The 14,662-nt window shown below is 42.4% G+C and carries 15 protein-coding genes and 1 pseudogene; 15 read left to right on the top strand and 1 reads right to left on the bottom strand.

The window, feature by feature from the left end; all coding sequences use genetic code 11:
• The first annotated feature begins 1 nt into the window (after nucleotide 1).
• From infA to HMPREF9010_RS23810, 9 genes are all read left to right on the top strand, one after another.
• Complete coding sequence (infA, locus tag HMPREF9010_RS23775) at nucleotides 2-220, top strand: translation initiation factor IF-1 (RefSeq protein ID WP_002558052.1); 219 nt, start codon at nucleotides 2-4, stop codon at nucleotides 218-220.
• Between the two features lie 8 nt (nucleotides 221-228).
• Entirely contained in the window at nucleotides 229-345 is a 117-nt protein-coding gene (ykgO, locus tag HMPREF9010_RS25065; protein ID WP_002558051.1) for a type B 50S ribosomal protein L36, read from the top strand.
• A gap of 33 nt (nucleotides 346-378) precedes the next feature.
• The gene (gene rpsM / locus HMPREF9010_RS23780; RefSeq protein WP_004296328.1) at nucleotides 379-759 is read left to right on the top strand and encodes a 30S ribosomal protein S13; all 381 of its coding nucleotides are present in this window, start codon (nucleotides 379-381) and stop codon (nucleotides 757-759) included.
• A gap of 11 nt (nucleotides 760-770) precedes the next feature.
• Nucleotides 771-1,160, top strand: coding sequence for a 30S ribosomal protein S11 (rpsK, locus tag HMPREF9010_RS23785; protein ID WP_004296327.1), 390 nt, complete (start codon nucleotides 771-773; stop codon nucleotides 1,158-1,160).
• A 118-nt stretch (nucleotides 1,161-1,278) separates the two neighbouring features.
• Nucleotides 1,279-1,884, top strand: coding sequence for a 30S ribosomal protein S4 (gene rpsD, locus HMPREF9010_RS23790; protein ID WP_004296326.1), 606 nt, complete (start codon nucleotides 1,279-1,281; stop codon nucleotides 1,882-1,884).
• An 11-nt stretch (nucleotides 1,885-1,895) separates the two neighbouring features.
• A complete protein-coding gene (locus tag HMPREF9010_RS23795) occupies nucleotides 1,896-2,888 on the top strand; it encodes a DNA-directed RNA polymerase subunit alpha (protein ID WP_004296325.1) in 993 nt (330 codons plus the stop codon).
• A 3-nt stretch (nucleotides 2,889-2,891) separates the two neighbouring features.
• Nucleotides 2,892-3,410 carry a 50S ribosomal protein L17 gene (gene rplQ, locus HMPREF9010_RS23800; RefSeq protein WP_008646318.1) on the top strand — a complete coding sequence of 173 codons (519 nt, stop codon included), beginning with the start codon at nucleotides 2,892-2,894 and terminating at the stop codon, nucleotides 3,408-3,410.
• A 147-nt stretch (nucleotides 3,411-3,557) separates the two neighbouring features.
• Entirely contained in the window at nucleotides 3,558-3,953 is a 396-nt protein-coding gene (locus HMPREF9010_RS23805) for a hypothetical protein (RefSeq protein ID WP_004296323.1), read from the top strand.
• Between the two features lie 112 nt (nucleotides 3,954-4,065).
• Complete coding sequence (locus HMPREF9010_RS23810) at nucleotides 4,066-4,608, top strand: hypothetical protein (protein WP_008646316.1); 543 nt, start codon at nucleotides 4,066-4,068, stop codon at nucleotides 4,606-4,608.
• Nucleotides 4,609-4,759: 151 nt separating this feature from the next.
• Here HMPREF9010_RS23810 and HMPREF9010_RS23815 read toward each other — a convergent pair whose 3' ends face one another.
• Nucleotides 4,760-6,574: a MutS family DNA mismatch repair protein gene (locus HMPREF9010_RS23815; protein ID WP_008646315.1), complete on the bottom strand. Its 1,815-nt coding sequence runs from the start codon at nucleotides 6,572-6,574 to the stop codon at nucleotides 4,760-4,762.
• Nucleotides 6,575-6,892: 318 nt separating this feature from the next.
• Between HMPREF9010_RS23815 and HMPREF9010_RS23820 the strand changes: the two genes are divergently transcribed.
• The 6 genes and pseudogenes from HMPREF9010_RS23820 (at nucleotide 6,893) to hutH (ending at nucleotide 14,514) form a co-directional block, all read left to right on the top strand.
• Entirely contained in the window at nucleotides 6,893-7,537 is a 645-nt protein-coding gene (locus HMPREF9010_RS23820; protein ID WP_004307524.1) for a DUF6563 family protein, read from the top strand.
• A 377-nt stretch (nucleotides 7,538-7,914) separates the two neighbouring features.
• Nucleotides 7,915-9,910 (top strand): annotated as a pseudogene (locus tag HMPREF9010_RS23825) (urocanate hydratase).
• Nucleotides 9,911-10,075: 165 nt separating this feature from the next.
• A complete protein-coding gene (gene ftcD / locus HMPREF9010_RS23830; RefSeq protein ID WP_008646313.1) occupies nucleotides 10,076-10,978 on the top strand; it encodes a glutamate formimidoyltransferase in 903 nt (300 codons plus the stop codon).
• A 110-nt stretch (nucleotides 10,979-11,088) separates the two neighbouring features.
• Nucleotides 11,089-12,342, top strand: a complete 1,254-nt coding sequence (gene hutI, locus HMPREF9010_RS23835; RefSeq protein ID WP_008646312.1) for an imidazolonepropionase — start codon at nucleotides 11,089-11,091, stop codon at nucleotides 12,340-12,342.
• 46 nt (nucleotides 12,343-12,388) lie between these two features.
• Nucleotides 12,389-13,018, top strand: a complete 630-nt coding sequence (locus tag HMPREF9010_RS23840) for a cyclodeaminase/cyclohydrolase family protein (protein ID WP_004296316.1) — start codon at nucleotides 12,389-12,391, stop codon at nucleotides 13,016-13,018.
• The gene (hutH, locus tag HMPREF9010_RS23845) at nucleotides 13,015-14,514 is read left to right on the top strand and encodes a histidine ammonia-lyase (RefSeq protein WP_008646310.1); all 1,500 of its coding nucleotides are present in this window, start codon (nucleotides 13,015-13,017) and stop codon (nucleotides 14,512-14,514) included. The genes HMPREF9010_RS23840 and hutH overlap by 4 nt, the downstream gene beginning before the upstream one ends.
• The last annotated feature ends 148 nt before the right edge of the window (nucleotides 14,515-14,662 follow it).

The following is a 14,662-nucleotide window of genomic DNA, read 5'->3' as shown; positions in this document are numbered from 1 at the left end:
TATGGCAAAGCAATCTGCAATAGAACAAGATGGAGTTATAGTTGAAGCATTGTCAAATGCAATGTTTCGTGTTGAATTAGAAAACGGACATGAGATTACTGCACATATTTCAGGTAAGATGCGGATGCATTACATCAAGATTTTGCCGGGAGATAAAGTGAGAGTCGAAATGTCTCCTTACGACTTATCGAAAGGAAGAATTGTGTTTAGATATAAATAAAATAAGATATGAAAGTAAGAGCATCATTAAAGAAACGCACGCCAGAATGTAAGATCGTTAGACGTAATGGCCGTTTGTATGTTATTAACAAGAAAAATCCTAAGTATAAACAACGTCAAGGATAATTTGTTATTTTTGCAAAAAAAATAATTAAGTATATGGCTATAAGAATAGTTGGTGTAGATTTACCTCAGAACAAAAGAGGTGAAATTGCGTTGACCTATGTATATGGAATAGGTCGCAGTAGTTCAGCAAAAATTTTAGATAAAGCTGGTGTAGATAAAGATCTGAAGGTTAAAGACTGGACAGATGATCAAGCTGCTAAGATTCGTGAGATTATCGGTGCAGAGTATAAAGTGGAAGGTGATCTTCGTTCTGAAATCCAATTGAACATTAAGCGATTAATGGATATTGGTTGCTATCGTGGTGTACGTCACCGTATTGGTCTGCCTGTTAGAGGTCAGAGCACTAAGAACAATGCACGTACTCGTAAAGGTAGAAAGAAAACCGTTGCTAATAAGAAAAAAGCTACTAAATAATAATTGTTGATATGGCAAAAAAAACAGTTGCAGCTAAAAAGAGAAATGTGAAAGTAGACGCTAATGGACAGTTGCATGTTCATTCATCTTTCAACAATATTATTGTTTCTCTTGCAAACAGTGAAGGGCAGATTATCTCTTGGTCATCTGCTGGTAAAATGGGATTTAGAGGTTCTAAAAAGAATACTCCTTATGCAGCGCAGATGGCTGCCCAGGATTGTGCAAAGATTGCATTCGATCTTGGCCTGAGAAAGGTAAAAGCATATGTGAAGGGTCCAGGTAACGGACGTGAGTCTGCTATTAGAACTATCCACGGTGCTGGTATCGAAGTTACTGAAATCATTGACGTGACTCCGCTTCCACATAATGGTTGTCGTCCTCCGAAAAGACGTAGAGTTTAATTTACCTTTAACTTACACAATGATCTTGATTTTGTTTTTGGATTACATTTAATTTCTCTCTGTAATCGCGGCTGCAACAAATTAAGTTCATGAATAAACAATTAAATATTTAAAAGAAATGGCTAGATATACTGGACCAAAATCGAGAATCGCCCGTAAATTCGGTGAAGGAATCTTTGGGGCTGACAAAGTTTTGTCAAAGAAGAACTATCCTCCCGGACAACATGGTAATTCAAGAAAAAGAAAAACTTCTGAATATGGTGTGCAACTTCGTGAAAAGCAGAAAGCTAAATACACCTATGGAGTTTTAGAAAAACAATTCCGCAATTTGTTTGAAAAAGCAGCTACTGCTAAAGGTATTACCGGTGAGGTACTCCTTCAATTGCTGGAAGGCCGTCTTGACAACGTAGTATTCCGTTTGGGAATTGCTCCTACACGTGCTGCTGCTCGTCAGTTGGTTAGTCACAAGCACATTACTGTAGATGGTGAAGTGGTAAACATCCCTTCATTTGCAGTAAAACCAGGACAATTGATTGGTGTTCGTGAAAGATCTAAATCTTTGGAAGTAATTGCTAATTCTCTTGCAGGTTTCAATCATAGCAAGTATGCTTGGTTGGAATGGGACGAAGCTTCTAAGGTTGGTAAAATGTTGCACATACCTGAAAGAGCAGACATTCCTGAGAACATTAAAGAACATTTGATCGTTGAATTGTATTCTAAATAATAATTAATTTCATGGCGATATTAGCATTTCAAAAACCTGATAAAGTATTAATGTTGGAGGCGGACTCCAGATTCGGTAAATTCGAATTCCGTCCGTTGGAACCGGGTTTTGGTATTACTGTAGGTAATGCATTACGCCGAATCCTTCTTTCTTCATTAGAGGGTTTTGCTATCACTACTATCAGAATCGATGGTGTGGAGCATGAATTTTCTAGTGTACCTGGAGTAAAAGAGGATGTTACCAACATTATCTTGAATCTGAAACAAGTGAGATTCAAGCAAGTAGTTGAAGAGTTCGAGAGCGAAAAAGTGAGCATCACTGTCGAGAATTCCAGTGAATTTAAAGCAGGTGACATAGGTAAGTATTTGACTGGATTTGAAGTGTTAAATCCGGAATTAGTTATTTGTCATTTAGATTCTAAGTCAACTATGCAGATTGATATTACAATTAACAAAGGCCGTGGTTATGTACCTGCTGATGAGAATCGCGAGTATTGCACGGATGTTAATGTAATTCCAATCGACTCTATTTATACACCGATACGTAATGTCAAGTATGCTGTAGAAAACTTCCGTGTAGAACAGAAGACTGACTACGAAAAGCTAGTACTTGAAATTAGTACCGACGGTTCTATACATCCGAAAGAAGCGCTGAAAGAAGCTGCAAAAATTCTGATTTATCACTTCATGTTGTTCTCTGACGAGAAGATCACGCTTGAAAGTAATGATACTGATGGCAATGAAGAGTTTGATGAAGAAGTATTGCACATGCGTCAGCTGTTGAAAACTAAACTCGTTGATATGGACTTGTCAGTTCGTGCCCTCAATTGCTTGAAGGCTGCTGACGTAGAAACTCTCGGCGACTTGGTACAATTCAACAAAACTGACCTGCTAAAATTCAGAAACTTCGGAAAGAAATCGCTTACCGAGCTTGATGATTTGCTGGAAAGTCTGAATCTGTCGTTTGGAACCGACATTTCTAAATATAAATTAGATAAAGAATAAAAAATGAGACATAATAAAAAATTCAATCATTTAGGTCGTACTGCTTCTCATAGAAGCGCTATGTTATCTAACATGGCTTGCTCTTTGATCAAGCACAAAAGAATCACTACGACTGTTGCAAAGGCGAAAGCTTTGAAAAAGTTTGTTGAGCCTTTGATTACTAAGTCTAAAGAAGATACTACGAACTCTCGTCGTGTTGTATTTAGCAACTTGCAAGATAAGATTGCAGTAACAGAGCTGTTCAAAGAAATCTCTGTTAAGATTGCTGATCGTCCGGGTGGTTATACTCGTATTATCAAGACTGGTAACCGTTTGGGTGACAATGCAGAAATGTGCTTCATCGAGTTGGTTGACTACAATGAAAACATGGCTAAAGAAAAAGTTGCTAAGAAAGCTACTCGTACTCGTCGTTCGAAGAAAGCTGCTGAAGCTGCTCCTGCTGCTGTTGAAGTTCCTGCAACTGAAGTTCCTGCAACTGAAGCTCCTAAGGCTGAAGAACCAAAAGCTGAATCAGCTGAATAATTTTACAGTTATTCTTATAGATATAAAAAAGGCTACCTGTGAGGGTAGCCTTTTTTGTTTGTCTGCCGTTTACTAATACTAAGATACATTAAAATATATCTTAATAGAACTTTTCATAGAGAGAATCTGTTATATTTGCAGGTGAATATGGCAAAATTTGTAAAGGTAATATTGTTTCTGTTGCTGACTGTTGCTTTTCATAGCATAGCAGGCAATGTTTCTACTGCGAAAGTGGTGGATGAACAGGAGCGTGCTATTACATATGCAATGAGACAGCATGGGGAAATCAGCGCACCGGATCTTCCTGGTAAGCCAGTGGCTGAATTGAACAACTTGCAAAGCCATCAGATATCTGTAACACGTATTCAACGTGTGCAACTTGGAGAATATTTCTTTTCTTTAAAAAATGCGCTACAATGTTGTGCTGATCGTGATAACTCACTTTCACAACACTGGGGGCGGATTTATGGTACAACAACTTCCTATTATTGCCAGCCATCAAGTGAATACTATGTATATACTTTGAGGCGTATAATTATTTAGTAGTCTATTTATTGGTATTGTTTATTTTGTGGTTACTGGTATCTTCTGTAATACCGGTGACTATATCCTTTTTATCTTTATATTTTTACTAATAATTTAAACTTTAAATATTATGGCAACTATTCAAACGATTGATGCTACTATCTTCGCATCTTCACACCCCGATATCGCAAAACGTACAAGTGTTTCAGGAGCTTTAATTTCTTCTGTAATGTTATTGGTCGGTATTTTAGCTTTTGCTTCTACTTTCGAATTGGAAGATAAGTCTTCTACGGTTAGTATGGCTTTGATGGTTCTGGGAACAGGTTTATTCCTTATGGGGATTTTCCGTCTCTTCTGGAAATCAAAAGAAGTTATTTATTTGCCAACCAAAAGTGTGGCTAAAGAGCATAGTATATTCTTTGATTTGAAACACATGGATGCTTTGAGGAATCTTGTGAATTCGGGTTCATTCTCTGCAGGTTCGAATATAAAGAGTGAGGCTAGTGGTAATATACGTATGGATGTGATACTTTCTGCTGATAAAAAGTTTGCAGCTGTACAGTTATTCCAGTTTATACCTTATACATATCAGCCAATAACATCAGTGCAGTATTTCACTGATGAACAAGCTTCAGCGGTAATAGCATTTCTGGCAAAAAGTAAAATGCAGTAAAAGTATATCTACAAAACCTGTTTAACTTTGTTTTTTCCGACACATTAAAACAGGTAGCTTGAAATTTTATATTCAGTTTGCTGCTACTAAATAAAGCCGGTTTTGGATGTTACTGCAATAGAAAACTTTGATTTTCATACAAGGATGGGGATTAGTCGTTAATGACGGCGATCCCCATTTTCTTCATTAAAAAGCAGGCATTCATATTTTGCGCAACTCCGTTTCTCATTTGGTAAGAGAAGGTGAGTTCGTTGTTCGTGATGTCAGCTTCGAAACAGTAATTCCGGATATTTTGTGGGAAAGAGTCCACTAAAGTTCCTAGCAACAAGTCATGAGTGGCGATGATGCCATTGGTGTTCATGTGCATGAATTGTTTGATGAGGGCGAAAGAACCTTTCTGTTTATCCATAGAGTTTGTACCTTTCAATATTTCATCAAGGATGATGAAAAGTTCTTCTCCTGCTTCAAGCTTGTCTATGATTAATTTAAGTCGCTTGAGTTCGGCAAAGAAATAAGATTCGTTGTCGGCTAAGGAGTCACTGGTCCGAAGGCTGGTGACGAGGCGAGCCGGATATATTTCCATCCGCTTTGCCCAAACGGGAGCCCCTATACATGCTAGTAGATAGTTCACTCCTACAGTACGTAAATACGTGCTTTTTCCTGCCATATTGGCTCCTGTGATAATAATAAAGAAAGGACGTCTTTCAATGTCTATTCCGTTGCGTACACATTTGTTGCGATCCATTAAAGGATGCCCCAAAGCTTCAGCCTGCAGATGGAAAGATTGAGCAGCAATGGTAGGATAGATGTAATCCGGATGATTATATGCGAATGTTGCCAGAGAACAATAAGCGTCAATTTCTCCGATGGTTTCTATCCAGCGGGGAAGGTCAGATGCGTGGATTTCTTTCCACTTCTCGATTCGCATCACTTGGCGCAGCTCCCAGAATATCAGTCCATTGAGTATCGTGCTTATTAGCAGATTGCTTCGTTGATCGAGCGCGTTCATCAGTTTTGAAAGCTGGCGTACTGCTTGAGAAGCGGTTTGATTCTGACTTGTAAGTTCCGTTTTTAACTTTTGCAGTATATGACTTTGCATTTCTTTCTGTTCAGTGAGAAGAATCTGGTCAGCGTATGTCGAAAGAATTTGTAGCTTTTCTCCGTAGGTCGTTTGTAGTTTAGTGATTCCTTTAGAAAAAATAGTGCTGAATAATACAAAGCCAACAAACACTCCTCCTGCAATACTGGCCGAGATAATACCTAAAATGGCTAGACCTATACATAAGAAATTAATGATCGTTACCGCTGTCGGGAGGATGCGTAGAAGTGTACGCTTCCGATAATAACTTGGACTGTTTGCCCATTCTTTGATTTCGGTGGTATCGGCAGGTTTTCCTTTATAGAGTAAGCCGAGTAAGCGGATTTGTTGGCGATATTCTAAGTCTGTGGACAATTCATGTATAGCTTCCTGGCGATGTTCAATAGCTTCTTTGTTTTCCAGATGTGCATTGAACCAGTTTGCAAGATGCAGTTTGCCAATAGGCGTTGCAGTGCGGTTGATGTATTGGAAAAGAGAATGTTCGCCAAATACGTCTAAATCAAGAGTGTAGAGATGAGATGGATTAACAAATTCTTTTCCATCATCAAAATCAGAAAAGTCATATTGCATGGCACGTAGCTCCTGCTCATTGATTTCTATTTTCTTTTTCAGAAAGTCTTTTCGGTAGAACCAGAAATTATGGCGTTTTACCAGCCAGATGAATAAGATAAAAGGTAAGATAGCGAAAGCAGAGAGACATAGCCACCCATCAGACCAAAAGATAATGACATTTGCTACAGCTCCTACGAATAAGATCAGGCGGAGAAGACTGATATAATAGATACGTTTCCGTGCATTCTGTAACTCCAGTTCTGTTTTCTGAATGATTTGCTGATATGTAGTAATGATCTGTTCTTGTTTTTCCATGACAAATTTAATTCTTTTCCACAAAGGTAATATAATTCATGACGGTCGGGATAAGAGCTTGTTTTTGTCGAGAGCAGATTTACTGTTTATTAACGGAAGATAGAAAGGAATAACAAGCTCATACTATGACTTGTCTGGATAATGCCTTTACTAGCTGTAAGGAATGGGGTATATAAGTTCTGTTTCCGTTTAATAAGAGTAGGGGGCATTTCCTGGTAGCAGCTTTTTTTCAATATTTCTTTCCTCATTCTTGCATTTATCCGCTAAAATTTATAACTTTCCACTCGAAAAGGCGTTAGACAGGAAAGGAGGATGCTTATGAAGAAAGGATGTATCTTATGTTTGCTGATAAGCGTGATTAGCCTTCCGTTAATTGCGCAGAATATTATTTATTCCAACCTGAAAGAGTTGCTGGCTCAACATGGTGATACAACAGCCGTGTTGCGTGTAGAAAAACGTTCCAGAAATCAGATTGTATTGACAGGAGGGGCTGATTACCGGATAACGGCCGGTGATGACGAGTCGATGTGTCGACGCTTGAAGAAGCGTTGTTTTGCCGTGCGTGACGAAAAAGGAGATTTATATTTGAATTGTCGTAAGTTGCGCTATAAAAAGTTACGCTTTGGAGCATGGTATGCCCCTGCCGTTCAATTGGGTAAAAATATCTATTTTTGTGCCATGCCTCTAGGTTCGGTTATCGGAGGAAACTTTGTAGAAGAGGATGACGTAAAACTGGGAGGGAATATTGGCGATGCTCTTGCCGCTTCAAGTTTGGTTACGAAACGCGTCTGTTATGAGCTAAATGGTGAAACAGGAAAAGTCGATTTTCTAGGAAAAGATAAAATGCTTCAATTATTGAAGAATTATCCGGAACTGAAACAGGCATATTTGAAAGATGATAGTCAGGAGGCGAAGCATACCTTTAAATATTTGTTGGAGTTGCGGAATAAACAAAAAAAGTAATTTTGTCGATCTCTGTTGGTATAGCAGAGAAAGAGTATGTTCATAATACAATCATGGTCATAGTGATATGATTAGGGTGCGGATTATGCAAATAACACAGAACTCATAGCTTTGATTTAATGGAAAAATCCGCTATCCATTTTAATAAAAGCCCTATTAGTCCGTTTGGATAAAAGACCTGCATTTGTATCTGTATAAAAGCATAAGAGACTCCTGACATTGCCTGTATCTTACCATTCTATTAAGCAGTAAATGTAATAATGCCTTTCTGATAATAAATCTGTTATTTCTCTTGTCTTTTATCTTCTTTTTTTCTATATTGCGAAGAGTTATAAGACTGTATTGCTTACAGTTTGTAATCCTTAATTCTGTTTATTATGAGAATAACTCTTGGCAACACGCTACCTCCTTATCCGGATTTTGTAGAAGGTATCCGGAGAGCTCCCGACCGTGGTTATACACTTACCCCGGCGCAGACCATCACAGCTTTAAAAAACGCTTTGCGTTATATTCCCTCCGAGTGGCACGAACAACTGGCTCCTGAATTTATGGAAGAACTACGCACTCGCGGGCGGATTTACGGATACCGTTTCCGTCCTGCCGGAGACTTGAAAGCAAAGCCGATTGATGAATATCAGGGGCAATGTATTGAAGGCAAAGCCTTTCAGGTAATGATTGACAATAACCTTTGCTTCGATATAGCCTTATATCCCTACGAACTTGTTACTTATGGTGAAACCGGGCAAGTTTGCCAAAATTGGATGCAATATCGACTGATTAAGCAATATCTGGAAGAACTTACCCAGGAACAGACACTGGTTATTGAATCCGGACATCCATTGGGGCTTTTCCGCTCCCGTCCCGATGCTCCCCGCGTTATAATTACCAATTCGATGATGATCGGACAATTCGACAATCAACATGATTGGCATATTGCCGCCCAGATGGGAGTTGCCAATTACGGACAAATGACAGCCGGAGGCTGGATGTATATCGGTCCTCAAGGCATTGTGCATGGCACTTTCAACACCCTCCTGAATGCCGGACGATTGAAACTCGGAATTCCACAAGACCAAGATTTGCGGGGACATTTATTTATTTCTTCCGGTTTGGGAGGAATGAGTGGTGCACAACCTAAAGCAGCCGAAATAGCAGGAGCAGTCTCCATCATAACCGAAGTAGATCGTTCACGCATTGAAACACGCTACCGCCAGGGATGGGTAGGGCATGTGACTGCAGATATCATAGAAGCATACCGGATGGCAACTGAAGCAATGCGACGTCGTGAACCTTGTTCCATTGCCTATCATGGAAATATAGTAGACCTGCTCGAATATGCCGAGCGCGAAAAGATTTTGATCGAACTATTATCCGATCAAACCTCCTGTCACGCCGTTTACGAAGGCGGATACTGCCTAGCCGGACTGACTTTCGAGGAACGCACACGCCTTCTTCACGAATCGCCGGAGCAATTCCGTCACTTGGTAGACATATCTCTGCGCCGTCATTTCGAAGTCATCAAGAAATTGGTAGCCCGCGGAACTTATTTCTTTGATTATGGAAATTCTTTTATGAAAGCCATATACGATGCCGGAGTAAAAGAAATCTCCTATAATGGTGTTGATGAAAAAGACGGATTTATCTGGCCAAGTTATGTCGAGGATATTATGGGACCCCAACTCTTTGACTACGGCTACGGTCCGTTCAGATGGGTTTGCTTGAGTGGCAAACACGAAGATCTGATAAAAACAGACCATGCGGCTATGGAATGTATCGACGTCAACCGGCGCGGACAGGATCTTGACAACTACAATTGGATACATGATGCAGAAAAATCAGCTCGTGGTGGGTACACAGGCACGTATTCTGTATCAGGATGCAGTTGGGAGAATGAACATTGCCCTCCGTTTCAATGAGATGGTTCGCCGGGGTGAAGTAGGCCCTATTATGCTGGGACGAGACCATCACGACGTAAGCGGTACGGATTCTCCTTTCCGGGAGACGTCGAATATCAAAGACGGAAGTAATGTGATGGCAGATATGGCTGTGCAATGTTTTGCCGGAAATTGTGCCCGTGGAATGAGTCTGGTAGCCTTACACAATGGAGGTGGCGTCGGCATTGGTAAAGCAATCAATGGCGGTTTTGGTATGGTATGCGACGGTAGCGAACGGGTAGATGAAATACTTCGTTCGGCAATGCTTTGGGACGTAATGGGAGGAGTAGCCCGCCGTTCGTGGGCGCGTAATCCGCATGCGATGGAAACGAGTGAGGCATTTAATGAGTCCCATGCTGGAGATTATCAGATAACAATGCCGTATGTGGCGGACGAAGAATTAATAAAGAAGATGGTTACATCTATTGTGGGAAAGTAGTCTCACAATATAAGAGAAAACATTCCCATAATATGAGGGAGTAAATTCCCACAATATATGGAACAGTTTAAACATGCGGTTATTTTGAATAAACCATGTGGCTATTTGATGTAAAACATATAGTTATTCAGTAAAGTATAACCTCTATAATAATAGATATTTGGTATGAGTTGGAATAAGATTATTGAATGCGTCCCCAATTTTAGCGAGGGACGTGATTTGGAGAAAATAGATCAGATAGTAGCCCCTTTCCGTGCTAAAGCCGGAGTAAAACTGCTTGATTATAGTAATGATGAAGACCATAATCGTCTGGTCGTCACACTTGTGGGAGAACCGGAAGCACTGTATGAAGCAATAGTTGAAGCCGTCGGTGCAGCTGTCTGTTTGATCGACCTGAATCAGCACACCGGGCAACATCCTCGTATGGGAGCGGTAGATGTGATCCCTTTCATCCCGATTAAGAATACCAGTATGGAAGAAGCCATCGAACTCTCTAAAAAAGTAGCAGCGAAAGTTGCGGAGCTATATAATCTTCCCGTCTTCCTGTATGAAAAGTCCGCTACTGCGCCACATCGGGAAAATCTCGCCTCCGTTCGTAAAGGCGAGTTTGAAGGAATGGCCGAAAAGATCAAACTACCCGAATGGCAACCTGACTTCGGACCTGCTGAACGACATCCGACCGCAGGTACCGTAGCAATCGGAGCCCGTATGCCACTCGTAGCTTACAATATTAATCTAAGTACAGATAATATGGAGATAGCCACTAAGATAGCGAAAAATATCCGCCATATCAATGGAGGACTTCGTTATGTAAAAGCAATGGGAGTGGAACTGAAAGAGCGAAACATTACCCAAGTATCCATTAACATGACCGACTATACCCGTACCGCACTCTACCGTGCCTTCGAATTAGTACGTATCGAAGCCCGTCGTTACGGTGTTACGATTGTAGGTAGTGAAATAATCGGTCTTGTACCGATGGAAGCTCTGATTGATACCGCTTCCTACTATCTCGGACTCGAAAACTTTACCATGCAGCAAGTTCTCGAAGCTCGTATCATGGAATAGTCAATAAGAAAATAGAATGAATCACAATTGCTTTATGGCAAACATCATTCTAAAAGAACGTGCCATTCATATCTCCATTTATTATATGAACTAATTATGATGAACTATTTATGAGTGAAAACCTAATCATATTTAACGCCCGTATCGTAACCCCCATCGGCTTTTCCGCCCGTAAAGGAGAGGAAATGTCTCAACTGCAAATCATAGAAAACGGAACCGTGGAAGTGACCAAAGGAATCATTACCTACGTTGGTGAAAACCGTGGTGAAGATCGGGATGGTTACTACCAGCACTATTGGCATTATAACGCTCGTGGGTATTGCCTTTTACCCGGTTTCGTCGACTCCCATACCCATTTTGTATTTGGCGGAGAACGTTCCGAAGAATTATCCTGGCGTCTGAAAGGCGAAAGCTATATGTCAATCATGGAGCGGGGAGGGGGAATTGCAAGTACCGTCAAAGCCACCCGGCAAATGAACTACCTTAAACTTCGTTCAGCCGCCGAAAGCTTCCTGAAGAAGATGAGCACCATGGGAGTAACCACCGTAGAAGGTAAAAGTGGCTACGGCCTGGATCGGGACACAGAATTACTACAACTAAAAGTAATGCGCAGCCTGAATAACGCCGAGCATAAACGCGTCGATATAGTCTCCACTTTCCTCGGCGCCCACGCCCTTCCCAAAGAATATGCAGGGAGAAGCGACGAATACATCGATTTCCTGATTCGTGAAATGCTTCCCCTTATCCATTCCGGTAAGTGGGCAGAATGTTGTGATGTCTTTTGCGAACAAGGCGTTTTCTCTATCGAACAATCCCGTCGCCTGCTTCAGGCAGCCAAAGAACACGGTTTCCTGTTGAAACTCCATGCCGACGAAATCGTCTCTCTCGGCGGTGCCGAACTGGCAGCCGAACTCGGAGCACTGTCTGCCGACCATCTCCTGCACGCTTCCGATGCCGGTATCCGTGCAATGGCCGATGCCGGAGTAGTAGCCACCCTGTTGCCTCTGACAGCTTTCGCTTTGAAAGAACCCTACGCGCGAGGTCGTGAAATGATTGACGTCGGTTGTGCTGTGGCACTTGCCACCGACCTGAATCCCGGCAGTTGTTTCTCCGGTTCCATCCCGCTGACCATTGCTCTGGCCTGCATCTATATGCAAATGAGCATCGAAGAAACCATCACTGCTCTCACCCTGAACGGAGCCGCCGCCCTTCAACGAGCCGACCGTATTGGAAGTATCGAAGTAGGTAAACAAGGTGATTTCGTCATTCTCAATTCCGACAACTATCATATTCTACCTTACTATATAGGCATGAATTGCGTAATCATGACTATTAAAGGCGGCATACTTTATCCCGTCGCTTAATAGTTGAAAAACTCTCATTCATTAATCACTTAAAAAACAGAATACCATGTTAGCAGATTTAACCGTAAAAGATTTCTTAGATAAAGTAGCTTGCAGTGACCCTGTGCCCGGTGGCGGTAGTATTGCCGCTTTGAATGGAGCGCTGGCTTCCTCCCTTTCTACGATGGTGGCACGGCTGACCGTAGGAAAAAAAGGATACGAAGTCAGTGAAGAAGTAATGCAGCACGCACAAACCATCACCCTCCGTTTGCTGGACGAATTTATGGCGCTTATTGACAAAGATTCAGCTGCCTACAACGAAGTATTTGCCTGCTTTAAACTACCTAAAACAACCGACGAAGAGAAAGCCGCCCGAAGTGCTGCTATCCAGAAGGCAACCAAACAAGCCGCCCTCGTTCCGTTGGAAGTAGCCCGCAAAGCACTGGATATGATGTCCGTTATAGCAGATGTTGCCCGTCTCGGTAACCGGAATGCTGTCACAGATGCCTGTGTAGCAATGATGTCCGCCCGTACCGCCGTATTGGGAGCCTTACTGAATGTCCGTATCAACCTCGGTTCGCTCAAAGACAGAGATTTTGTCCTCCAGCTGCAAACCGAAGCCGATGCCATCGAGCAAACCGCCTGTCAGAGAGAAAAAGAATTGTTGGATGCTGTAAATCAAGACCTGCGCGTATGAGTAAGAATGTATACCATATCGGTTCCGGAGCACTGACCTTCGAAATCATCGAACGAATTATAAACGAAAACCTGAAACTGGAACTAGCCCCCGAAGCCAAGTTACGCATCCAGAAATGCCGTGACTACCTCGACCAAAAAATAGCTTCTTCCGAAGAACCATTATACGGCATAACAACAGGTTTCGGCTCTCTATGCACTAAAAATATATCTCCCGATGAACTGGGAACCCTCCAGGAGAACTTGATAAAAAGCCATGCTTGCAGCGTAGGCGAAGAAATCCGCCCCGTCATCATCAAACTGATGATGCTTCTCAAAGCCCACGCCCTCTCATTGGGACATAGCAGCGTACAAGTTATCACCGTGCAACGCATCCTCGATTTTTTCAATAATGACGTCATGCCAATTGTCTACGACCGCGGTTCCCTTGGAGCCTCCGGCGACCTGGCACCGCTCGCCAATCTTTTCCTTCCTCTGATAGGTGTCGGTGATGTCTACTATAAAGGAAAAAAGTGCGAAGCCATCAGCGTACTCGACGAGTTTGGCTGGGAACCGGTCAAACTAATGAGCAAAGAAGGACTAGCCCTGCTGAACGGCACCCAATTTATGAGTGCCAACGGTGTGTTTGCTATGCTCAAAGCCTTTCGCCTCTCGAAAAAGGCCGACCTGATAGCCGCCCTTTCCCTCGAAGCCTTTGACGGCCGTATCGACCCGTTTATGGACTGCATCCAGCAAATCCGTCCCCATCAGGGACAGATTGAGACAGGCGAAGCCTTCCGCAAACTACTGGCAGGCAGCGAACTAATCGAACGCCACAAGGAACATGTGCAAGATCCCTATTCCTTCCGCTGCATCCCACAAGTACATGGCGCCACCAAAGATGCCATCCGCTACGTTGCCTCCGTACTGCTGACCGAAATCAATTCCGTCACGGACAACCCCACCATCTTCCCCGATGAAGACCGGATCATCTCCGGCGGAAACTTTCACGGGCAACCGCTTGCCATCTCTTATGACTTCCTCGCCATCGCCCTGGCCGAATTGGGAAATATCTCCGAACGCCGTGTCTCCCAACTGATTATGGGACTCCGTGGACTACCTGAATTTCTCGTAGCCAACCCCGGTCTGAACTCCGGCTTCATGATTCCCCAGTATGCCGCCGCCTCCATGGTCAGCCAGAATAAAATGTACTGCTATGCAGCTTCTAGCGATTCCATAGTCTCCTCCAACGGACAGGAAGACCATGTAAGCATGGGTGCCAATGCCGCCACCAAACTCTATAAAGTGATGGACAACCTGGAACATATCCTTGCCATCGAACTGATGAACGCCGCACAAGGCATCGACTTCCGCCGCCCGCAGAAAACCTCTCCCGTTCTTGAGCGTTTCCTCCATGCCTATCGGAAAGAAGTGCCTTTTGTAAAAGATGACATTGTGATGTACAAGGAAATACATAAAACAGTCGCCTTCCTGAAGAGGACACAGATTGAATACTGACAATAAATTGACCCTTTTTCGCTTTTCGTTAATAATGGTGACTGTTATTGCCGGGTAAGTGTCGATTCTTATCGATATTTATCCGGCATTTATTGGCTCCCATCTCTTCTATTAGCGATAAAACTTTACTTCCTATATTCCCTCCTTT

Origin of the sequence: Bacteroides sp. 3_1_23 (assembly GCF_000162555.1) — a bacterium.
GTDB classification, from domain to species: Bacteria; Bacteroidota; Bacteroidia; order Bacteroidales; family Bacteroidaceae; genus Bacteroides; species Bacteroides ovatus.
This window is presented reverse-complemented; position numbering and strand designations above follow the sequence as displayed.